Origin of the sequence: Gluconacetobacter diazotrophicus PA1 5 (assembly GCF_000021325.1) — a bacterium.
GTDB classification, from domain to species: domain Bacteria; phylum Pseudomonadota; class Alphaproteobacteria; order Acetobacterales; family Acetobacteraceae; genus Gluconacetobacter; species Gluconacetobacter diazotrophicus.
Genome location: NC_011365.1, coordinates 762,350 through 782,921 on the forward strand (window position 1 = coordinate 762,350; position 20,572 = coordinate 782,921).

15 protein-coding genes, 1 pseudogene and 1 riboswitch are annotated in these 20,572 nt (G+C 66.7%); of the genes and pseudogenes, 9 read left to right on the forward strand and 7 right to left on the reverse strand.

The genetic code is table 11. The features are described from left to right. Positions 1-15 precede the first annotated feature (15 nt). On the forward strand, positions 16-1,269 hold the full coding sequence (locus GDIA_RS03315) for a D-amino acid dehydrogenase (RefSeq protein WP_012553284.1): 1,254 nt from the start codon (positions 16-18) through the stop codon (positions 1,267-1,269). A 136-nt stretch (positions 1,270-1,405) separates the two neighbouring features. On the opposite strand, the gene istB is transcribed toward GDIA_RS03315, so the two are convergent. After that, positions 1,406-2,176: an IS21-like element ISGdi17 family helper ATPase IstB gene (istB, locus tag GDIA_RS03320; protein WP_012553061.1), complete on the reverse strand. Its 771-nt coding sequence runs from the start codon at positions 2,174-2,176 to the stop codon at positions 1,406-1,408. After that, a complete protein-coding gene (gene istA / locus GDIA_RS03325; protein ID WP_012226833.1) occupies positions 2,166-3,689 on the reverse strand; it encodes an IS21-like element ISGdi17 family transposase in 1,524 nt (507 codons plus the stop codon). Before istA ends, istB begins: the two co-directional genes overlap by 11 nt. A 215-nt stretch (positions 3,690-3,904) precedes the next feature. Here istA and GDIA_RS18315 point away from each other — a divergent pair. The 4 genes and pseudogenes from GDIA_RS18315 to GDIA_RS03345 all read left to right on the forward strand — a co-directional run. Then, positions 3,905-4,932, forward strand: a pseudogene (locus GDIA_RS18315) (IS481 family transposase); the annotation flags it as partial. Continuing rightward, positions 4,853-5,317 (forward strand): hypothetical protein, encoded by a 465-nt coding sequence (locus GDIA_RS03335; RefSeq protein WP_012226420.1) that lies wholly within the window; start codon positions 4,853-4,855, stop codon positions 5,315-5,317. The pseudogene GDIA_RS18315 and the gene GDIA_RS03335, both read left to right, overlap by 80 nt. Before the next feature lie 58 nt (positions 5,318-5,375). Beyond that, positions 5,376-5,482, forward strand: a riboswitch (SAM-I-IV-variant riboswitch). A gap of 57 nt (positions 5,483-5,539) precedes the next feature. Then, positions 5,540-6,580, forward strand: a complete 1,041-nt coding sequence (locus GDIA_RS03340; protein WP_012226421.1) for a threonine aldolase family protein — start codon at positions 5,540-5,542, stop codon at positions 6,578-6,580. After that, positions 6,577-7,200, forward strand: coding sequence for a LysE family translocator (locus GDIA_RS03345; protein WP_012226422.1), 624 nt, complete (start codon positions 6,577-6,579; stop codon positions 7,198-7,200). Before GDIA_RS03340 ends, GDIA_RS03345 begins: the two co-directional genes overlap by 4 nt. A gap of 10 nt (positions 7,201-7,210) precedes the next feature. Here GDIA_RS03345 and GDIA_RS03350 read toward each other — a convergent pair whose 3' ends face one another. Both GDIA_RS03350 and GDIA_RS03355 read right to left on the reverse strand, forming a co-directional pair. Continuing rightward, a complete protein-coding gene (locus GDIA_RS03350) occupies positions 7,211-8,062 on the reverse strand; it encodes a PhzF family phenazine biosynthesis protein (protein WP_012553287.1) in 852 nt (283 codons plus the stop codon). Positions 8,063-8,109: 47 nt separating this feature from the next. Further along, the gene (locus GDIA_RS03355; RefSeq protein WP_012553288.1) at positions 8,110-8,541 is read right to left on the reverse strand and encodes a UrcA family protein; all 432 of its coding nucleotides are present in this window, start codon (positions 8,539-8,541) and stop codon (positions 8,110-8,112) included. A 147-nt stretch (positions 8,542-8,688) separates the two neighbouring features. Between GDIA_RS03355 and GDIA_RS03360 the strand changes: the two genes are divergently transcribed. Then, positions 8,689-10,113, forward strand: coding sequence for an aminotransferase-like domain-containing protein (locus GDIA_RS03360; RefSeq protein ID WP_012226425.1), 1,425 nt, complete (start codon positions 8,689-8,691; stop codon positions 10,111-10,113). A gap of 28 nt (positions 10,114-10,141) precedes the next feature. Here the strand turns inward: GDIA_RS03360 and GDIA_RS03365 are convergent, their stop codons facing one another. Genes GDIA_RS03365 through GDIA_RS03375 form a run of 3 tightly spaced genes read right to left on the reverse strand, consistent with a single transcriptional unit; the run spans position 10,142 to position 13,914 of the window. Then, positions 10,142-10,768 carry a trimeric intracellular cation channel family protein gene (locus GDIA_RS03365; protein ID WP_012226426.1) on the reverse strand — a complete coding sequence of 209 codons (627 nt, stop codon included), beginning with the start codon at positions 10,766-10,768 and terminating at the stop codon, positions 10,142-10,144. A 7-nt stretch (positions 10,769-10,775) separates the two neighbouring features. Then, entirely contained in the window at positions 10,776-11,963 is a 1,188-nt protein-coding gene (locus GDIA_RS03370; protein ID WP_012553289.1) for a low temperature requirement protein A, read from the reverse strand. Positions 11,964-11,994: 31 nt separating this feature from the next. After that, entirely contained in the window at positions 11,995-13,914 is a 1,920-nt protein-coding gene (locus GDIA_RS03375) for a M61 family metallopeptidase (RefSeq protein ID WP_049762991.1), read from the reverse strand. Between the two features lie 816 nt (positions 13,915-14,730). Between GDIA_RS03375 and GDIA_RS03380 the strand changes: the two genes are divergently transcribed. From GDIA_RS03380 to GDIA_RS03390, 3 genes are read left to right on the forward strand one after another with little or no spacing between them, the layout of a single operon-like run. Beyond that, the gene (locus GDIA_RS03380) at positions 14,731-15,873 is read left to right on the forward strand and encodes an efflux RND transporter periplasmic adaptor subunit (protein WP_012226433.1); all 1,143 of its coding nucleotides are present in this window, start codon (positions 14,731-14,733) and stop codon (positions 15,871-15,873) included. Next, on the forward strand, positions 15,866-18,967 hold the full coding sequence (locus GDIA_RS03385) for an efflux RND transporter permease subunit (RefSeq protein WP_012226434.1): 3,102 nt from the start codon (positions 15,866-15,868) through the stop codon (positions 18,965-18,967). Before GDIA_RS03380 ends, GDIA_RS03385 begins: the two co-directional genes overlap by 8 nt. Next, positions 18,964-20,481 carry an efflux transporter outer membrane subunit gene (locus tag GDIA_RS03390; RefSeq protein WP_012226435.1) on the forward strand — a complete coding sequence of 506 codons (1,518 nt, stop codon included), beginning with the start codon at positions 18,964-18,966 and terminating at the stop codon, positions 20,479-20,481. Before GDIA_RS03385 ends, GDIA_RS03390 begins: the two co-directional genes overlap by 4 nt. Positions 20,482-20,572 lie beyond the last annotated feature (91 nt).

Below are 20,572 nucleotides of genomic sequence, written 5' to 3' on the forward strand. Positions count from 1 at the left end.
TCGGCACACAGGACCATGAAGATCATCATTCTCGGCAGCGGCGTCGTGGGCGTGAGTTCCGCCTGGTACCTGGCGCAGGTTGGCCATTCGGTCACGGTCATCGACCGCCAGCCGGGTGCCGGGCTGGAAACCAGCTTTGCCAATGCCGGGCAGGTTTCGCCCGGCTATTCCTCGCCCTGGGCCGGCCCCGGGGTGCCGCTGAAAGCCGTGCGCTGGCTGATGATGAAGAACCGGCCCTTCGTCTTCTGGCCGATGCCGGACATCGGCCAATGGCGCTGGCTGGCGCAGATGCTGCAAAACTGCACGACCGCCGCCTATGACCGCAACAAGGGAAGGATGGTCCGCCTGGCTGAATACAGCCGCGACGTCCTGGGCGATCTGCGCGCCGCGACGGGCATCACCTACGACGACCGCCAGCAGGGAACGCTGCAGGTCTTTCGCACGCAGAAGCAACTGGACCATATCGGCGACGATCTGCGGGTCCTCGACCAGTACCAGGTCCCGTACGAGGTGCTGGACACCGCCGGCTGTATCCATGCCGAACCCGGCTTGAGCGGGGCGCGGGAGAAGATCGTGGGCGGCCTGCGCCTGCCCGGGGATGAAACCGGCGACGCCTTCCAGTTCACCCAGCGCCTGGCCGCGATGGCGGCGGAGCGGGGCGTGACCTTCCTGTACGACACGACCATCCGCGCCCTGCGGCGCGAGGGCGGGCGCATCACCGGCGTGGACACCAGCCGGGGCATGCTGGAAGCCGATGCCTATGTGCTGTCGCTGGGCAGTTTCTCGCCGGCCATGGTGCGGGCGCTGGGGCTGGACCTGCCGATCTATCCGGTCAAGGGCTATTCCATCACCGCCCCGATCCTGGATGCCGCGCGCGCGCCGGTATCCACGGTGATGGACGAGACATTCAAGATCGGCATCACCCGGCTGGGCGACCGCATCCGCGTGGGCGGCACGGCGGAACTGGCCGGATTCAGCACCAGCCTGCGCGCGCCCCGCCGGGCCACGCTGGAGCATTCCCTGACCGACCTGTTCGCGGGCGCGGGCGACGTGCCGGCCGCCACCTTCTGGACCGGCCTGCGCCCGATGACCCCCGACGGCACGCCCATCGTCGGCCGGACGGAGATCGGCAACCTGTACCTGAATACCGGGCACGGCACGCTGGGTTGGACCATGGCGTGCGGGTCGGGCCGGGTCCTGGCCGACATCATGTCGGGCCGCACGCCCGACATCGCGCATGAAGACCTGGCGCTGGCCCGGTATCGCTGAAGAGCCCGATCGTTCAGGGGCGGTTACGCCGAGGCCACGCGCCCCTGAACTGTTAATTTCTGCTGAGATTTGACCCTGGGTTTTCATCGAGAACTGACCCGGCCTTTGGTTATCTCTGCTATGTTTTATGGGCTGGTCAAGCGGTTGCCTTTTCCTTCCGGTTCCTGGGGGCGGCGGAGCTTGCGCGGAACCGGTAGCTGTCATTTCCGGTTTCGAGGATATGACAGTGGTGGGTAAGGCGATCGAGCAGGGCTGTCGTCATTTTGGGATCACCGAAGACTTCGCCCCATTCGCTGAAGCTCAGATTGATGACGCTGGTGCGCTCGTAGAGACGGCTGAGGAGATGGAACAGCAGGGCACCGCCTGATGCGCTGAACGGCAAATAGCCAAGTTCGTCCAGGATCACGAGATCGAGGCGCAGGAGACGTTCCGCGATCTGTCCTGCGCGATTGGCGGTTTTTTCCTGTTCGAGGGCGTTGACGAGGTCGACCGTGGACCAGAACCGTATCTTCTTGCGGTGATGTTCGATCGCCTGCACGGCAAGTGCGGTGGCCAGATGGGTCTTGCCGGTTCCTGGTCCACCAATGAGGACGACGTTGTCGGCACGGTCGATGAAATCCCCGGCATGGAGTTGACGGACCATGGCCTCGTTGACCTCGGCGGCCGAGAAATCGAACCCTGCCAAATCTTTGTAGGCCGGGAACCTGGCAGTCTTGGTTTGATAGGCGATGGAGCGCACCTCTCGCTCGGCGAGTTCCGCCTTCAAAAGCTGGGAGAGGACGGGGATGGCGGCCTCGAATGCCGGCGCACCCTGTTCGGTCAGTTCGGCCGTGGCCTGGGCCATGCCATACATCCGCAGGCCGCGCAGCATGACGACGAGGGCACCGGCCGCGGGATCATGACGCATGACGGGCCTCCCCGCGCAGGGCGTCATACCGTCCGGTATCGGCCTGAGGCTCGCGTTCGAGCACCAATGCCTGCGGCGCGTCGAGCCTGGGTGCTCCTGTTTTCTTGGCGTCCGTCAGACGATGCAACGTATTGAGGACGTGTGTCTTGGTGGCTACTCCCTCCTCGAGCGCGAGTTCAACCGCGCAAAGCACGGCCTGCTCATCATGCTGCAGCACCAGGGCGAGGATCTCGACCATTTCCCGGTCGCCGCCCGTGCGCCGGAGGAGGTGCGTCTGCAGCGTCCGGAACGCCTCGGGCAATTCAGAGAAGGGCGCGCCATTGCGCAAGGCCCCGGGTTTGCGCTGGAGCACCGCCAAGTAATGCCGCCAGTCATAGATCGTGCGACCGGGCACGCCGTGGGACCGCTCGACGATCCGGGGATGTTCGCATAGGATCCGCCCCTCGGCCGCGATCACCAACCGGTCGGGATAGACGCGCAGGCTGACCGGCCGATTGGCAAAAGAGGCGGGCACACTGTAGCGGTTGCTTTCGAACTGCACGAGGCAAGTCGGCGAAACCCGTTTGGTATGTTCGACGAACCCGTCGAACGGGCGCCCTGGAACCATCAGGTGAGGCACTTCCGCCGCATGGGCCTCGGCGAGGCTGCCGGGCAATTCGACATGCCTCAAGATAGTCCAACGTTCCCGGCAACGCGCCTCGAGCCAGACGTTCAGGGAGGCCAGATCAGGAAAATGCGGCATCTCCTGCCAGATCTGCCGCCGGGCGTCCTGGACGGTCTTCTCGATTTGACCTTTCTCCCAACCCGCTGCCGGATTGCAGAACTCCGCCTCGAACAGATAATGGCTCACCAGGGCCGAAAAACGCAGATTGACCTGGCGGACCTTGCCGGGCCCAACCCGGTCCACGGCGGTTTTCATATTGTCAAAAATACCTCGACGCGGCACCCCGCCCAAAACGCGAAAGGCTTCCGTCAGCGCGTCGAACAGCATCTCGTGAGTCTGGAGCGGATACGCCCGCAGAATGAAGGCCCGGCTGTAGGACAGCTTGGTGTGGGCGACCTGCAGCTTGACGCGCCGCCCCCCGATCACCGCCCAGTCCTCTCCCCAGTCGAACTGGAAGGCCTCTCCGGGTTGAAAGCGCAACGGAACGAACACGCCGCGTCCCGTCGTCTGCCGCGCCCTTTGCTGTTCCGCCTTCCAGTTCCGGATAAAGGCCGCAACCCGTCCATACGATCCGTCATAACCCAGCGCTACAAGATCCACATGCAGGCGCCGCCCCGTGCGGCGCTGCTTGCGCGACTTTGACGTCTCCAGAGCAAGCCAGGTCGCCAGTTTCTCCGCAAACGGGTCCAGCCGGCTCGGACGCTCGGCAACCTTGAACTGCGGCTCAACCGTCTCCGCCCGGAGATACTTGCGGATCGTGTTGCGCGACAATCGCGTCCGACGCTCAATCTCGCGGATCGGTACATGATCCCGGTAATGCCACCGCCGGATCACACTCAACAATTCCATGCTGATCACTCCTTTAACCCCCGGACAGTTGCTCCGGGGAAGTGTCAGACACGGGTCAATTCTCAATGAAAATTTCCGCCCCTACAGGGTCAGTTCTCGCTGGAAATCAACAGATCGGGACCCTGGTGACCGATACGCGCGGGGTGATCGAGGCCTATGTGTTTGGTCCCGGGATTTGGTGGTGCATTATTTTCACATGAGTGGAAGGATGCGCTATGGGCCAGGTTCACCACGGAAGCGCCACGACGACAGCGGCAGTCCGTCGAGCGATACAACATAGTCAAGAGAGCCTGAGGGTTCTGGCGAAACGCTACGGGATCAACCCGAAGACGGTCGCCAAATGGAAGGGGCGGACCGATACGTCGGATCGACGCACCGGTCCGAAGGTCGCATCCTCAACCATCCTGTCGACCGAAGAAGAAGCGATCGTTGTGGCCTTCCGTCGCCATACCCTGCTGCCTCTTGATGATTGCCTTTATGCGCTTCAGGCGACGATCCCGCATCTGACGCGATCTTCCCTGCACCGTTGTTTTCAGCGCCATGGGATCAGCCGCCTTCCCTGCACCGTTGTTTTCAGCGCCATGGGATCAGCCGCCTGCCCGAGACCGAAGGCGACAAACCAAAACGGTCGAAGTTCAAGAGTTATCCGATCGGCTATTTTCACATCGACATTGCTGAAGTCCGCACTGAAATGGGGCGCCTTTATCTTCTGGTGGCGATCGACCGGACCTCGAAATTCGCTTTTGTCCAATTGCACGAGAAAGCGACACGTCGCGTTGCCGGTGACTTCCTGCGTGCTCTGGCCGCTGCGGTTCCCTACCGCATCCATACCGTGCTGACCGATAACGGCACGCATTTTACCGATCCGGCCGGCAATGGATGGACACCCGAAGACATCAAGGCCATGCGGGCGGATGGTGTCCTGTTCCGGTGCCACTCTTTTGAACTGGCCTGTGCTGATCTCGATATCGAGCATCGACTGACAAAGCCGCGACATCCCTGGACGAATGGCCAGGTCGAGAGGATGAACCGCACGATCAAGGACGCCACCGTCAAGCGCTTCTACTACGAAACACATGACCAGTTGCGTCAACACCTCGCCGACTTCGTTACCGCCTACAATTTCGCCCGCAGGCTCAAGACCCTGCGCGGCCTCACTCCATATGAATTCATTTGTCAGCAGTGGGAAAAAGAACCATCACGGTTCATACATAATCCGCACCACCAAATCCCGGGACAAAACACCCTATGTCGACGAGGCCGACATCGACCAGTTGCGCGTCGGCGCACGGGCCTGGTTCCGGGCGCCGGGATCGGACGTCCCGGCGACGGACGCGCGGGTGGCGTCGATCTCGGCGGCCTCGATCCGGGAACTGGATTCGCCCGAGGCCGCGTCGGTCTATGGCGGCCATGTCCAGGCCCGCAAGGACGAGGCGGGGCGCCTGATTCCCGACAGCGCGATCTATCGCGTCATCCTGGTGCCGGATCAGGAAACGCCGGGACACGGGGCCGGCGGCGCGGCCCTGCGCCAGCCCGGCGTCGCGATCATCCAGTGCCGGCCCGTGTCATTGCTGGCACGCGTCTATCGCAAGACGGTCTCGCTGCTGATGGGGGAAGCCGGCTTTTAAGGTTCCGCCAGCCTCCTGGCACACGACTTGCGGGCGGCGGGACCCTGCGATATCGTCCGGCCCGCATCCAGAGTCGGGTCACGCCCCGGCACCAACCTGCATCCGAGCAAGGTGGCGTTCCCGTGACGGGAAGATGTGGCCGATCCGGCAAAAAACGGACCCCAGCCGCACGCCATGATCCTCGCGATGCGCGACATCGGACGAGGAAAGGCCTTTACCGCAATGCCCCAGACGCAGCAGTTCGCCAGCGACAATTACGCCGGTATCTGTCCCGAAGCCCTGCGTGCGATGGAAGACGCCAATCGCGGGTCCGCCCAGGCCTATGGTGACGATCCCTGGACGGTCCGCGCGGCCGATGCGTTTCGCGCGACCTTCGAGACCGATTGCGAGCTGTTCTTCGTCTTCAACGGCACGGCCGCCAATTCGCTGGCCCTGGCCGCGCTGTGCCAGTCGTACGAAAGCATCATCGCCGCCGACATCGCCCATGTCGAAACCGACGAATGCGGGGCGCCGGAATTCTTTTCCAACGGCGCCAAGATCCTGGTCGGGCGGACCGAAAACGGCAAGCTGACGCCGGAGACGATCCGCGGCTTCGCGCGGGGACGCACCGACATCCATTTCCCGCGTCCGCGCGCCGTCACCATCACCCAGCCCACCGAGACCGGCCAGGTCTACAGCCTGGAGGAAATCCGCGCCGTCGCCGCCACCTGCCGCGAACTGGGGCTGAAGCTGCATATGGATGGCGCGCGATTCGCCAATGCCGTCGAAAGCCTGGGCTGCACCCCGGCCGACATGACGTGGCGTTCCGGGGTGGACGTGCTGAGCTTCGGCGGCACCAAGAACGGCATGGCGATCGGCGAGGCGGTGATCTTCTTCAACCGCTCCCTGGCCGAAGGGTTCGATTATCGCTGCAAGCAGGCCGGCCAACTGGCATCCAAGATGCGCTTCCTGTCCGCGCCCTGGGCCGTGATGTTCGAAACCGGCGCATGGCGCGCGAATGCCGCCCATGCCAATGCCTGCGCCCGTCACTTCGCCGATCAGGTCGCGGACCTGCCGGGGGTGGAGGTGCAGTTTCCCGTCGAGGCGAACGCGGTATTCCTGAAGCTGCCCCCCGAGACGACCGCGGCGCTGCGGGCGCGCGGCTGGCTGTTCTATACCTTCATCGGTGACAGTGCCCGCTTCATGTTCGCCTGGGATTCGGAGCGTGCGCGCATCGACGCGCTGGCGGCGGACCTGCGCGCCATCACCCGCACGCCGGCATGACGCTGCAATCCTGGCTGCTCTACCTGAACGCAGTGTTCCTGCTGTCGGCCATTCCCGGGCCGAACATGACGCACATCATGACCGTCAGCGTCCGAAACGGCATCTGGCGGACCGTGCCGGGCATGGTCGGATGCCTGCTGGCGCTGGTCGCGCTGATGGGCGCATCGGCATTGGGACTCAGCGCCGTGCTGACGGCGTCGCCCACCCTGTTCAGGGTCCTGAAATTCGCCGGCGCGTTCTATCTGGTCCAGATGGGCGTGCGGGCCTGGCTGGATCGCGGGTCGGCCCCGGCGGGGCCGGACGCGGCCGTTCCCCTGGCGTGGCATTCCACGCTGGGCACGTCCTTCCTGGTCGGGGCCAGCAACCCCAAGGCCATCATCTTCGCGGCATCGTTCCTGCCGCAATTCATCAACCCCACGGCGCCGCAGGCCCCGCAATACGGGCTGCTGGTCGCGACCTCGGCCGTGGTCGAGACGCTGTGGTATCTGATCTATGCCAGCAGCGGCGCACGCCTGGCCGTCGTGCTGACCCGCGCCGTGTGGCGGCGGCGCGTGCAGCGGTTCAGTGGCGCGCTGTTCATCCTGTTCGGCTTCGCGCTGCTGCTGCACGATCCGAAATAGAACGGGCCCGTCATAGATCCGGGATCGTCACCCGCCCTTCGATACGAGTCACCGTTTCGCCGCCGATCCAGATATCGGACCCGATCCGGGTCACCGTAACACGCCCCATACGGCCCAGCGCGGCCCCCTGGCTGGCGACATAGGCCGGCGGCGCCAGTCCGCTGCCGATCATCCAGATCGCGAGGCCGGCATTCAGGCTGCCGGTCACGGGGTCCTCGAACCCGTCCACGCCGCCGCAGATCCCCCGGACCTCGAACTGCGCGCCGTCACCGTCCACCGCCTTGTCCCACGGGGCCACGATGCCGACCTGCAGGTCCCCCAGCGCGCGGAAATCCGGCCGGACCGCCAGCACGTCCGCCCGGCCGCGCAGCATGACGGCCACCCAGCCGGGGCCGTTATCCACCCAGTTCGACGCCACGACCGCATCGGGCGGCAGGTTCAGCCCGCGCGTCACCGCCGCCAGCACCTCCGCCCCGACCGGTCCGGCACGGCGCAACGTGGGGGCCGCGAAGGCCAGCCTGTCGCCATCGCGGCGAATGCGCACCAGCCCGGCGGCGCAGTCCTGCACCACGTCCCTGCCCTGCGGCACGCCGCCCATGGACAGCCAGACATGGCAGGACCCCAGGGTGGGATGTCCGGCGAAGGGCAGTTCCTGGTGCGGCGTGAAGATCCGCACGCGATAATCCGCGTCCGGCCGGGTGGGCTTCAGCAGGAACGTCGTCTCGCTGAGATTCATCCAGTTCGCGAAGGCGGCCATCTGCCCGTCGCTCAGCCCGTCAGCCCCGATGACGACCGCCAGCGGATTGCCCTTCAGCGGCCGTGCCGCGAAGACATCGACCTGGCGAAATGCTAATTCTGTCATGTTGCTGTTCCCGATTCCCATACCATCCATCCGTTTACGCCCGGCTGTCAGGACGGCAGGCCGTCCTGTCGCAGAGCCTGGTCCAGCGCCGGTGCGTGGATGCGCGCCACCGCGCGCAGCACGCCCTGCCGCCGGCAATCGGACTGCTCGGCGGCGGCGCGCAGCCCGTCCAGGCTGGTGGAGTCGGCACCGCAGGCCGCCAGCGCGGTCCGGTCCAGCCGTGCCAGCAGCAGACGCGCATGTGCTACATCCCGGATATCGGCCGCGCTGTATGCCACCCGGATCGCCACCGGGGCGCCGTCATCGTCCTGCCCGTGTGCCGGTCCGTGAAGGACCAGCAGAACCAGCAGTCCCAGAACGATGATCAGACCGATCCCCGCCGCCTCGACATACGGCCAGAAGCGATCCGCCGCTCCGTTTCCGGCGGTCCGGGCCGGAGAGCCGGCGCCCTGCCTGTTTTTTCCTGTGATGGACATCATCGACTATCCTCCTGGATGATGAAGAGGCCTCCGCTTCAATTGTATTAGTACAATTTCGTCGTTCTCTTCATTTCTTGAGTTTTCATCTATGACATTCGTTGGTCAACGGCTATATTGTCATAGTTCAATCAAGCCGGAGCCGCACAAATGGACCGAGACAGCATGTGGCGCCCCGATATCCCACCTGCGCCCGGCCCGCTCTATCATCGGCTGGCCGACGCCATGGAACGCGATATCGCGGCCGGGACGCTGGATAACGGCACGCGGCTGCCCCCGCATCGCGACCTGGCCCATGCGCTGGGAATCAGCATCGGCACCGTGACCAAGGCCTATGCCGAGGCCGAGCGGCGCGGCCTGCTGCAGGCCCATGTCGGCCGGGGGTCGTTCATCCGCGCGCCGACGCCCGACGTGGCAATCCTGCCCACCTTCGACATCGCGCCGACTCCCGCACCGCGGGGGACGATGATCGACCTGCGCTGCAACACCCCGCCCGCGGTCGCATTGTCACAGGCGCTGGAACGCGCCGTCACGCAACTGGCGGCGGCCGGGCACCTGGAGCCCGCCGTGCAGTATATCCAGGGCAGCGGCCTGCGCCCGGTGCGCGAGGCCGGGTCGGCGTGGCTGGCGCGGCGCTACGGGCTGGAGCGCGATCCGGGCGACCTGATCCAGTGCAATGGCGGGCAGCATGCGATCGCGCTGACCCTGTCGGCGCTCTGTCGTCCGGGCGATACGGTGCTGTGCGAATCCTCGACCTTCTATGGCGCCAAGATCGCTGCGGAGCATCTGGGCCTGTCCCTGCGCGGGGTCACGATGGACCATGAAGGGCTGGTGCCGGCGGCGCTGGACCGCATCGTTGCAGAAACCCGCGCCCGGGTGCTGTTCACGGTGCCGACGCTGCACAACCCCACCGCCCGCACGATGGGCGCCGCGCGGCGCGAGGAGATCGTGCGGATCGCCCGGCGGCACGACCTGACGATCGTCGAGGACGACGCCTATTCCGCCTACGCCGACCCGGGCGACCGTCCTCCGCCGATCGCATCCCTCGCGCCCGAACGCACGCTCTATCTGGCCAGTATTTCCAAGGGGATCTGTCCGGGGCTCCGCCTGGCTTTCGTCGCGCTGCCGCCCGCCATGCCGCGCGAGCGGATCCTGCGCGGCATCCGCGCCCTGGGCTATTGCCCCCCGGCGCTGGGCGGACTGGTCTTTACCCGCTGGGTGGCGGACGGCACCGCCGACGCCGTCGCCGACGCGGTCCAGGCCGAGGCCGCCACTCGGCTGGACCTGGCACGGCGAATCCTGGGCGATGCGATGGAACAGCCGGGCGCCGTGCGCTCGCCCCATATCTGGCTGCCCTTGTCGCCGGTGCAGACCCAGCGGGTCATCGGACGGGCCCTGCGCGCCGGCGTGGAACTGACGCCGCAGGAGGCATCCAGCGTGTCGCGCGATGCCGATCCGGGCGTGCGGGTCTGCCTGGGCGCCCCGGCAGACCGCGCGACGCTGGAACAGGCGCTGCATGTCCTGCGCACGGCGCTCCATGACAGCGAGGTCAGCCAAACCGAAGGCATCGTCTGACGACGGCGTCCGCCAGGGACACGGGCTGTCAGGGCGCGGCGGCCGGCAGCCGCCAGCCATATCGCAATGCCAGCAGCCGCAGTCCGAAACAGAGCAGCCCGCCCGCAACGGCGACCGGCGCGGTAGGCAGCGCCAGCCGCCGCCCCACGACGACCAATGCGGCCCCGGCCAGCGCGGCGGTGGCGTAGATGTCGGACACCAGCACCAGCGGCACCCGCGCCAGCAGGACGTCGCGCATCACCCCGCCGCCCACGCCGGTCAGCATGCCCATCATGGCGGCGGCCAGCGGCCCGATGCCGCGGGACAGCGCCTTTTCCGCCCCCGCGACGGCGAACAGCGACAGGCCGGCGGCATCCAGGACCGAAAGCGGGTACCACCCCGGCACCGTGGGCACCGCCCATCGCCCGGCGAACACGGCCAGCCCGGTCAGGAAAGCCAGGACGGGATAGCGCCAGTCCTGGATGGCGCTGGGGGGCACCGTGCCGATCAGCACGTCGCGGATCATCCCGCCGCCCAGCGCGACCACGAATGCCAGGACCATGACCCCGAACAGGTCCAGCCCGCGCGCGGCCGCCACCATCGCGCCCTCGGCCGCGAATACCACCGTGCCGGCCAGGTCGGCGAACAGGATGATCCGGCCCAGCGTCGCGCGCATGTTGCCGTCAGGCCCCGGCGGCGGGGAAATGGCGCAGGATCCGGCTTTCCCAGAATCCCGCCAGCAGCATGATCGCGGTCATGGTCATGCCCGCGTCCAGGACGTCCATGTGAATCACCAGCGGATAACCGGCGACCAGGGCCGCGATGGCCGTCAGGTGCGACGGCGCGATGCAGCCATAGACCACGCGCTTGTACAAAAGGCTGCCCAGCAGGAAGATCACCGGCCCCGCCGCCATGATCGCGGCGGGCACCGGGCGGGCCGGGCCATGCGGGTGTGCCAGGACCAGGTCGCTGCCCACCGCCATGACGATGATGCCGGCGATCAGGATCACGTGGATATAATGGAAATAGGCCGCCATCCGTCCCGGATCGCCGGAATGGCGGATCGCGGCGCTGCCATCCTTGCCGCTGGTGCCGAAATAGAGCCACCACGTTGCCAGCGAGGTCACGAACGCAGTCAGGAAGGCCAGGATGACCGGCGCGCTCCACACCCCGTTTTCGGCCAGGGTATCGCCGGTCATGATCACGGTTTCGCCCAGCGCCACCAGGACGAACGCCTGGCAGCGCTCGGCCATGTGCGCGCCCTCGACGGTCCATTCGCTCGTCCGCGACCGGCCCAGTCCGGGCACGGGAAAGCCGAACATGGGCGATATATATTCGCATGCCACGCCGCAGGCCCACAGCCAGGGACGCGGCCCCTCGCCGGCCAGTCCGCCGGCGATCCAGAACAGGGCAGCGGCACCGACCCAGACCATCATGCGCCGGAAATTGGCGGCCAGGGGATGATCGGCACCCACGGCGCACAGGGCGAAGACCGTGCGCCCCACCTGCATGACGGCATAGGTCACGCCGAACAGCATGCCGCGTTCGCCGAAGGCCTCGGGCAGCGCCGCCGCCAGCAGCAGCGCCAGCAGGGTGATGCCGAACAGCAGCCCGCGCACCGCGGGGCGTTCGGGGTCGAACCAGTTGGTGATCCAGCAGGTATATTGCCAGCCCAGCCAGACCGCGAACCACAGGATCAGCGCCTGGATCGCCCCCTGGGTGGTCTGATGATGCAGAAGCAGGTGCGACAATTGCGTGACGGCGAAGGCGTAGACCAGGTCGAAGAACAGTTCCTCGAACGTCACCCGGGCCTCGTGCCCGTCCCGCCGGCGCAGCAGGCGGGGCGGCCCCCCGGCCGCCCCCTTGTCCATGGCCGCGCCCGCTGGGGCGCGGCCTTTTACGTCAGTGGCGCGGTGCAAGGATGTCAGCCAGCATGTCGGGCGTGCCCGGTATCCGCTGCAGATGCGGATAGCGCAGGCCGCCGTGATACGGGATGGCGATCGTGACGTAGTGGTCCCCCATGTGCAGCAGCAGTGCGATCGGGGCCGCGTGCGGGTCCCGTGCCGCCGTGATCGCGTCCTGCAGCACGTCGGGATCGTAGGCCTCGCCATTCACCGCGACCAGTTGCGCGTCGCGGGTCACGCCGGCCTGCCAGGCCGGGCTGCCCCATTCGACGTTGGCCAGCGTACCGCCCTTGCCGACCAGGAAGCCCAGCGAGAAGCTGAAATCCGTCACGTGCCGCATGGCGGCGAAGGATTTGACCCAGTCGTTCGGCTGGTCGGTATAGACCAGGCGGTATCCCCCGCGCGTGAAGCCGTCCAGCGGCGCATGGGTCGATGTGCGGTCCAGCCGCTGGCGCAGGAAGGTGGCCCAGTCATAAGGCTGGATGTCGTTCAGCGCCTTCACCACGTCGGCGAACTGGTAGGTGCTGGTGACGAAGCTGCCGTCATTGGTGCCGAAGAAATGGCGCGCGACATCGTCCAGCGAGTGCTTGCCGTCCGACAGCTTGCGGATCAGCGTATCGGCGTCCAGCCAGACCAGCTGGCCTTCGGAATAATAATCCTCGCTGCGCTGCCAGCTCCGCCAGGACAGGGGCGAACGCTGGGCGATCACCGGATCGTTGGTCGTGTCCTGCAGCGGACGCCAGGTGCGTCCCTGGCGGGTGTCGTACATCGCGCCCACCTCGGCCAGCGCGTCGATCACCTGCGGTTCGGTCATCAGGCCCGACCGGGCGGAAAGGACATAGCCCCAGTACTGGGTCTGTCCTTCATACACCCACAGGCCGGACCCGCGCTGCGGGGTGTTGAAGTTCGGCGCCCACAGGTCGGCGGGGCGGCGATACTTGCCGTTCCAGGAATGGGTGTATTCGTGGGCCAGCAGGTCACGGACGGCGAAGGTCTTGTCCCACTCGGTGAAGTAGCCGCGCGGACCGCTGTTCTCGCTGGAGCGGTGATGTTCCAGCCCGATCCGCCCCAGTTCATTGGTCAGGGCCAGCAGGAAATCGTAATGGTCGTAATGGTGCGAGCCGAAGAGCAGCCCTGCCTGCGTCACCAGATCCTGGTGCGCCTTGACCTGGGCGTCGGTGGCCGCCAGTTCCGCCGGCTTGTCCGCCATCACGTTCAGCGTTACCGGCGCCGCAGCCCCGGGGGCGAGGTCGAACCGGCGGAAATATCGCCCGGCGAACAGCGGGGAATCCACCAGCGTGTTGAACGGCACCGGGTCGAACGTGACGACGTCGCCCGCCGGGCCATGGGCGCGCAGCGCGGTGCCGTACTGCCATCCGTGGGGCAGACGCAGTTCCGCCTGCACCGGGATCTGGCGCGTGAAATACCCCGCCGGGTACAGCGCCACCGCATTCCACTGGACGTTCAGCATCTCCGGCGTCATGACCACGCGCCCTTCCTCGGGCGACACGGGCGACAGAATCTGGAACGACAGGTTCAGCGCATGCACGCCCTTGGGCACCCGGACATGGAAGGCGCTGACCATCACCGTGTCGCGCACCCATTCCAGCGGGGCGACGCCGGCCTTGACCACCAGGCCGCCGAACTGCTCGATCGTGCCGGTCGGCGAATGGTCGCCCGGCACCCACATCGGGTAGAGCAGGGTCATGTCGCCGCCCGTTTCCGCCAGCGCAGCAGGGACCGGCACGCTTTCACGCACCGTCATGACGCGCCGGGCCAGGTCGGTGGCATCGACCGTCAGATGAATGGTTCCGCCGAACGGCACGTCACGCGGCACCGGCACGGAATCTGGAAGCGCCAGGGGCTGGGGTTGCGGCTGGCTGTCGGCCGCGCGCACGGAATACGGACGGCCCGCCATGCCGGCGGCCACCAGGGCGGTGGTCAGGGACAGGGCGAGGAAGCGTTTGGAAAGCGGACGCAAGAGGACATACCCTTTCGAGGCAGGCGGTAGAAGACGCGACCCGGAGGCCGCAACGATCACCTATCGCAATGACATGGAATGGTCCGCCCCGCTACCATGACCCGCCTCGCCGGATTGCGCCCTTGCAGCATAATGATGAAATTTTCATGACATATCGGCGGTAAAATCGACGACCGGCCGACGGTCGTCGCCGATAATCGATGATTATTAAATTATCACAATTTGGGGGTCACCTCATTGAAACATTTCGCAATACTCTGTAGTCAGCGTTGGCGAAAATAAACTTGCCCCGTGTTCGACTCATGCCATTTTCCAGCCTGTCGCGCCATGCCGTGTTCCTGTCCGGACCTCCATCTCTTTTTCACGGAAAATCCAGGACTTACATGGGAATTCCCTGGGATTTTCCTCGTGGCGTAACGATTGCCCTTCCGCCTGCCCCGGAACGGGCGGCGTGAGCGATCGTCCCACTGCCGCGCCGGCCTGTCGCGGCCATGGACAAGGCCCGTGATCACGGCTACTGGCCTCGCGCGCCGCTGGGGCTTGACCGCTATCGCCATGGCTGGAAAACCGGGTGCGGCGGTTCGCGCCCCTGACTGTACACCACACGACCCGATGTCCGCCGGCCTGGCTGTCGAGGCATGGAGCACACCACCGGTCCCGAAGCCTGGGGCCCCGATCCTTTTCTCCATCAGATGCGCCGGCACCCGCACGACACGGGGGTGCCAGACGGCCGGGACAACCAGACACCAGACCATGCTCCACATCATGCCCCCGACCATTTCCGGGCCAGCCACCGGGTCAATCGCCGCCTGGGGCCTGGCGGCCCTCCTCCTGGCCGCGACCGTGGCCGCGCCGTCGGCCGCCCGGGCCGAGAATACCACCATGATCCGGGACGATCACGGCCGCCTGACGGTTCCGGAAAATTCCCCCATGGCGGCCCGCCTGGCCGTCGCCCCGGTCACGCTGACGAAACCCAGCCGCGCTATTCCCGTCCCCGGCGCGATCATGGCCGAACCCGCGCGCTCGATTTCCGTGCAGGCACCGCTGGCAGGGCATATCGTTAGCCTGCCGGTGGCCCCGGGTGATCACGTGACGCGCGGGCAGGTCGTGGCCGAACTGCTTTCGGGCGACATGGCGCAGGCCACGACCGACGAGGTCAAGGCCCGGGCGGCGCTCGACCTCGCCCGCCGCGCGCTGACCCGTGCCCAGGGCGTGGCGCAGGCCGGCGGCGGTGCCGTGCGCGACATCGAAGCCGCCCGCAGCACGTACCTGCAGGCCGTGGCCGAGGACGACCGCGCCACCGCCCGTCTGGCGGCATTGGGCGGCCAGCCGGGCGGCGGCGGCACGATGAAGCTGGTCTCGCCGGTCGATGGCGTGGTTTCGACGGTCAATACCGCCGCCGGCGCCAACGTCACGGACCCGACCGCGCCGCTGCTGACGATCGCGGACACGCGGGAAGTCTGGGCCGTGGCCAACGTGCCGGAAAACGAGGTCGCGACCATCCAGGCCGGCCAGCAGGCCGACATCTACGTTCCCGGCCTGCCGGGCGAGGTGCTGCATGGCGCCATCGCGGCGATCGAACCGACGCTGCACGCGGATACGCGCACCCTGCAGGCCCGCGTGGTACTGCCCAACGCGGACGGCGCGCTGAAGCCCAACATGTTCGCGACCGTGACGGTGGAAGCCCCGCAATCCCCCCGCATCATGGTCCCGCAATCGGCGCTGCTGATGAACAACGACACGGTCACGGTGTTCGTCGAGGTCGCCCCACACACCTACATGCGTCGGAATATCGATATCATCTATGACGACGGCGACCTGTGCGAGGTCGATTCCGGCCTGTCGGCGGGCGAGCGGATCGTCACCCAGGGCGCGGTGCTGCTGAACGATGATTAACCAGTTCATCGCGATCTGCCTGCGGCAGCGGCGCATCGTCTTTGCCGCCATGGCCGTGCTGGTCGCTCTGGGTGCCCTGGCGTGGCACCAGATCCCGGTCGAGGCCTATCCGGACCTGGGCGCGGTCAACGTCCAGATCACGACCCAGGTTCCCGGCCTGGCGGCGGAGGAGATCGAGCAGCAGATCACCATTCCGCTGGAACGCCTGGTGGCGAATACGCCGGGGCTGGTGGACAGCCGATCCAGTTCCACCTTCGGCCTGTCGCTGATCACCCTGATCTTCCGTGACGGTACCGACGTCTATTTCGTGCGCCAGCAGGTCGCGGAACAGATGGCGCAGGCCACGCTGCCGATGGGCGCCACGCCCTCGCTGGGTCCGGTCACCGGACCGTCGGGCGAGATCTACCGCTATACGCTGCAATCCGACAGCAAGAACCTGATGCAATTGTCGGACATCCAGAAATGGATCGTCATCCCGGCCCTGATGCAGGTCCAGGGCGTGGCCGCCGTCAATAATTTCGGCGGCTTCACCATCGAGTACCAGATCGTCCTGAATCCCTCCACGCTGTTCCGCTACGGGGTGGGGGTCAACGACGTCATCACCGCATTGCAGGCCAACAACGCCAATGCCGGCGGCGGCCGCATCACCCGGGGCGAGCAGTCCTATATCGTGCGTGGCGTCGGCATGGTCCACACCATGGCCGACATGGGCGCCATCGCGGTGACGCAGCGCAACGGCGTGCCGGTCCTGATCCGCGATCTGGGCCAGTTGCAGCTCGGCCACCAGGTGCGCGAGGGCATCCTGGGCATGAACGGCAATTCGGACACGATCGAAGGCATCGTGACGATGCTGAGCAAGCAGAATCCGTCGCTGGTGCTGCACGACCTGCACGGGGTCATCGACCAGTTGCAGGCCCGGCTGGCCCCGATGGGCGTGCGGATCGTCCCCTATATCGACCGCGACCGCCTGGTGCAGACCACGACCGACAAGGTCACCGACACGGTGGTCAAGGGCGTGGGGCTGGTATTCCTGATCCTGGTCCTGTTCCTGGGCAGCCCGCGCAGCGCCATCGTCGCCGCCGTCACCATTCCGCTGGCGCTGGCGACCGTGTTCGTGGTGATGCACCTGCTGGGAATGCCGGCCAACCTGTTCTCGCTCGGCGCCATCGATTTCGGCGTGATCGTGGACGGCGCCATCGTCGTGACCGAGGCCATCCTGCGCATCCGCGAGGAACACCCGACCCACACGATGGACGAGGAGGATATCCTTGCGGTTACCAAACATATCGGCAAGGCGATCTTCTTCGCGACGCTGATCATCATCGTCGCCTATGGCCCGCTGTTCGCGTTCGAGGGCGCCGAGGGAAAGCTGTTCGAGCCGATGGCCTTCACCGTCAGCTTCGCCCTGCTGGGGGCGCTGTTGTGCGCCATCACGCTGACGCCGGCCCTGGCCTACCTGGCCATGCGCAAGCCGCACCGCATGTTCCACAACGTCCCGCTGGAAAAGCTGCACCATGCCTATCGCCGCTGGCTGGGCCATATGGTGGACCGGCCCTGGGCGGCCTATCTGGCCGGGGCGATCGCCTTCGCCCTGGTGCTGTGGCTGGGCGGGCGCACCGGCCGCGAATTCCTGCCCGACCTGGACGAGGGTGCGCTGTGGCTGCAGATCCAGCTTCCCTCCGGCCTGTCCCTGGACAAGGCGGGTTCCATGGCGGACGAAATCCGGGCCGCGATCCATGCCTTTCCCGAAACCAGCTATGTGGCGACCCAGCTTGGCCGCAACGATTCCGGCACCGACCCCTGGAGCCCCTCGCACATCGAGGCACCGGTCGGCCTGACGCCCTATGCGACCTGGCCGCACGGCGAGAACCGGGTGCAGTTCGTCAAGCGCCTGCATGACCGGCTGGCGCAGATCCCGGGTATCAGCTTCGGCATCAGCCAGCCGATCGCCGATAACATGAACGACCTGGTCGGCGGGGCGCACAGCCCGCTGGTGCTGCGCGTCTATGGCGACGATTTCAAGGAACTGCGTCGGATCGGCAACCAGGTCGTCGATATCCTGAAACAGGTTCCCGGGACCGCCGACGCCTCGATCTTCCAGGAACCCGAAATCCCGCAGATGGACATCACCGTCGACCGGGCCGCGGCCGCGCGCTACGGAATCACCGGGACCGACGTGATGAACGTCGTGCAGAACATGGTCGGCGACGCCCCGGTCGGGCAGGTCTATGTGGCCGACCGGATCTATTCCATGACGGCGCACATGGAACGGCAGTTGAACAACAACCTGCCCGCCATCAACCAGATTCCGCTGACGGGGCTGAACGGCGCACGCATCCCGCTGGGGCTGGTCGCCCATGTCTCGCTGCAGACCGGCGAGGCCAATATCGCGCACGAGATGAACCATCGCCAGATCACCATCCGCGTCGATAACGGCCAGCGCCCGCTGTCGCAGTACCTGGCCGACGCGCAGGCCCGCATCAACAGCCAGGTCCATTTCGACGCCGCGCGTTACCATCTGGAATGGGCTGGCACCTTCCAGCAGGAACAGCGCGCGCAGGCCCGCCTGACGGTGGCGCTGGGGATCATGTTCGCGGTGATGCTGGTGCTGCTGTTCGGCCAGTTCGGGCGTATCCGGCAGGCAGTGCTTGTGCTGGCGGTGGTGCCCATGGCCACCCTGGGCGGGCTGGTGGCACTGAACCTGCGCGGCGAGACGCTGAACATCGCCACCGCGGTCGGATTCATCGCGCTGTTCGGCGTCGCCATCCAGAACGGCATCATCATGGTGTCGGCCATCAACCGCCTGCGCGACGAGGGCATGCCCCTGCGCGACGCGGTGCTGGAGGGGGCGAGCGAACGGTTCCGCCCCGTGCTGATGACCGCGACCGTCGCCAGCATGGGCATGCTGCCCGCGGCGCTGGCCACCGGCATCGGCACCGACGTGCAGCGCGGGCTGGCCACCGTGGTGGTGGGGGGGCTGGGCATCGCCACCCTGCTGACCCTGTTCATCCTGCCCACCTATTATTGCGAGTTGGAAGAATGGTGTGCCCGCCGCGACCCGCGCCGCGAAGCCCGCAAGGGAGGCGTGACATGACCGCCCGTACCGCCCGGCGTTGGCCGGCCCGGGGGGCAACCCTGATGTGCGGTGCCGGCCTGCTGGCCGGCCTGCCGGTCCTGGGCGGCTGCTCCGTGGGGCCGGACTTCCGGCACCCCGCCGCACCGTCCACCCATTTCGCCCAGGCGGGGCGCCCCGCCCATACCGACAGCACGGCCGACGCGGACGGCATGGCCCAGACCTTCAACCCCGGCCAGGACATTCCGGGGCAATGGTGGACCTTGTTTCATTCCCCGGCCCTGGACCGCCTGGTCCGCCACGCGCTGGACCACAGCCCGACGCTGGAAGCCGCCAGCCTGGCCCTGCGGGTGGCTCAGGAAAACCGCTCGGCAGCGGTGGGCGCCCTGTTTCCCAGCATCTCGGCCAGTTTCAACCCGGCCCGGTTCAAGACGTCGCGCGTCTACTCGCCGGTGCCCAACAACAATAGCTGGCTGTATACCGTCCACACAGCGCAGTTGAACATTTCCTACCAGCCGGATATCTGGGGCGGCATACGGCGCGGGATCGAGTCATCGTCCGCCCAGCGCGATGCCCTGCGCTACCAGCTTGAGGCCGCGTACCTGACCCTGACGGGCGAAGTGGTGCAGGCGGCGGTCGGCTATGCCTCGCTGCGGGCGCAGATCGACGCCGTGAAGGACCTGACCGCCGCCCAGCAACGGATTCTGGATTCCAGTATCCGCCAGCAGGCACTGGGCCAGTTGGCGGATGCCGACGTGGCCATGCAGCGCGCCCAGTTGGCCCAGGACCAGGCCATGCTGGTGCCCCTGCAGCAGCAATTGCAGCAGCAGCACGACCATATCGCCGCCCTGACCGGCGACATGCCGGACGACCCGACGCCGGATTTCACGCTGGACGCCTTCACCCTGCCCCAGGACCTGCCGGTCAGCCTGCCGGTGCGCCTGATCGACCAGCGCCCCGACATCAAGGTGGCCGAGGCGAACTGGCACGCCGCCTGTGCCCAGGTGGGCGTGGCCGTGGCCAACCGCCTGCCCAACATCCAGTTGAGCGCGCAGCCCGGCGTGGCCGCCGCGACCATCGCGCAATTGTTCACCCCCGGATACGGCCAGTGGATGCTGGCCGGCATGCTGAGCCAGCCCCTGTTCCAGGGCGGACAGTTGCTGCATGAGGAACGCGCCGCCCGCGCGGCCTACAAGGAAAGTGCCGCGCAATACCGTGCGGCGGTCGTGACCGCCGTGCAGGACGTCACCGACAGCCTGAACGCCGTCCGAGCCGATGCCTCGGCCCTGGCGGCCAATGCCAATGCCGAAAAGGCGGCAGCGCGCAGCCTGGGCATCACCCACGCGCGCCTGGGCCTGGGCGATGTCAGCCAGGTCGCGCTGCTGACCGCCCAGCAGACCGAATTGCAGGCCCGCCTGGCCCTGGTCCAGGCCCGCGCCGCCCGCCTGTCCGACACTGCCGGCCTGTTCCAGGCCCTGGGCGGTGGCTGGTGGAACCGGCAGGATATCCCGAGCGGCAAGAAACGGTCGGGCTGATTCGCTGATCGCGGCATGGTGATCCGGAAGACGGGCAAAAAAACCCCGTCTCCAGCGCTATAGGGAGCGAACAAAAAGCACGGCCGATCAA

What these genes read in the sequence shown, in the direction of transcription:
- GDIA_RS03315 (WP_012553284.1), top strand. Translation starts at nt 16, where the DNA reads ATGAAGATCATCATTCTCGGCAGCGGCGTCGTGGGCGTGAGTTCCGCC.
- istB (WP_012553061.1), bottom strand. Translation starts at nt 2,176, where the DNA reads ATGCGTCATGATCCCGCGGCCGGTGCCCTCGTCGTCATGCTGCGCGGC.
- istA (WP_012226833.1), bottom strand. Translation starts at nt 3,689, where the DNA reads ATGGAATTGTTGAGTGTGATCCGGCGGTGGCATTACCGGGATCATGTA.
- GDIA_RS03335 (WP_012226420.1), top strand. Translation starts at nt 4,853, where the DNA reads ATGAATTCATTTGTCAGCAGTGGGAAAAAGAACCATCACGGTTCATAC.
- GDIA_RS03340 (WP_012226421.1), top strand. Translation starts at nt 5,540, where the DNA reads ATGCCCCAGACGCAGCAGTTCGCCAGCGACAATTACGCCGGTATCTGT.
- GDIA_RS03345 (WP_012226422.1), top strand. Translation starts at nt 6,577, where the DNA reads ATGACGCTGCAATCCTGGCTGCTCTACCTGAACGCAGTGTTCCTGCTG.
- GDIA_RS03350 (WP_012553287.1), bottom strand. Translation starts at nt 8,062, where the DNA reads ATGACAGAATTAGCATTTCGCCAGGTCGATGTCTTCGCGGCACGGCCG.
- GDIA_RS03355 (WP_012553288.1), bottom strand. Translation starts at nt 8,541, where the DNA reads ATGATGTCCATCACAGGAAAAAACAGGCAGGGCGCCGGCTCTCCGGCC.
- GDIA_RS03360 (WP_012226425.1), top strand. Translation starts at nt 8,689, where the DNA reads ATGGACCGAGACAGCATGTGGCGCCCCGATATCCCACCTGCGCCCGGC.
- GDIA_RS03365 (WP_012226426.1), bottom strand. Translation starts at nt 10,768, where the DNA reads ATGCGCGCGACGCTGGGCCGGATCATCCTGTTCGCCGACCTGGCCGGC.
- GDIA_RS03370 (WP_012553289.1), bottom strand. Translation starts at nt 11,963, where the DNA reads ATGGACAAGGGGGCGGCCGGGGGGCCGCCCCGCCTGCTGCGCCGGCGG.
- GDIA_RS03375 (WP_049762991.1), bottom strand. Translation starts at nt 13,914, where the DNA reads ATGGCGGGCCGTCCGTATTCCGTGCGCGCGGCCGACAGCCAGCCGCAA.
- GDIA_RS03380 (WP_012226433.1), top strand. Translation starts at nt 14,731, where the DNA reads ATGCTCCACATCATGCCCCCGACCATTTCCGGGCCAGCCACCGGGTCA.
- GDIA_RS03385 (WP_012226434.1), top strand. Translation starts at nt 15,866, where the DNA reads ATGATTAACCAGTTCATCGCGATCTGCCTGCGGCAGCGGCGCATCGTC.
- GDIA_RS03390 (WP_012226435.1), top strand. Translation starts at nt 18,964, where the DNA reads ATGACCGCCCGTACCGCCCGGCGTTGGCCGGCCCGGGGGGCAACCCTG.